The following is a 403-nucleotide window of genomic DNA, read 5'->3' as shown; positions in this document are numbered from 1 at the left end:
CCGGCGACGGTCGGTTTTGCCGCAACCAGCGCCACGTCATCTCCTCCGAGCGAGCCATAGACATACGGCTCCTGCTTGTTGCCGGTGGCCTTGAGCACGTCGTCGCGAACGAATCGGAAGGCCTTGCCAAGGTCGAGGCCGGGAGTCGGGAGGCGTTCGACCAGCGCTGTGGCAAACGGGCTGTTCTTTGCATCACCATCGGAGGCGGTCGAACCCGCCTTGGCCGCGAAGGCGATCATGGTGTTCGGGCTGGTCGGTTCGACCTTGGCGAGGCCGCGGCCGATGGCGCGGGCAGCGATCGTGCGCTTCATCGTCTTGGCGAAAGGATTGTCCCGGCAGGCATCGAGGATGACGAGGCGCAGTTGCTTGGCCGGCTCGATCGCAAACAGCACCCGGTCGAGTG

The 403-nt window shown here is 65.3% G+C and carries 1 protein-coding gene; it reads right to left on the bottom strand.

Features of this window, described 5'->3' with window-relative positions; genetic code table 11:
* On the bottom strand, nucleotides 1-403 hold a 403-nt coding region (locus SOP85_RS31250; RefSeq protein ID WP_323629441.1), incomplete at both ends, for a caspase family protein.

This window comes from Pseudomonas sp. YuFO20 (assembly GCF_035064975.1).
Lineage (GTDB): Bacteria > Pseudomonadota > Gammaproteobacteria > Pseudomonadales > Pseudomonadaceae > Aquipseudomonas > Aquipseudomonas putida_AE.
Note: the sequence above shows the minus strand (reverse complement) of the source record. Positions and strands in the feature narration are given on the sequence as shown.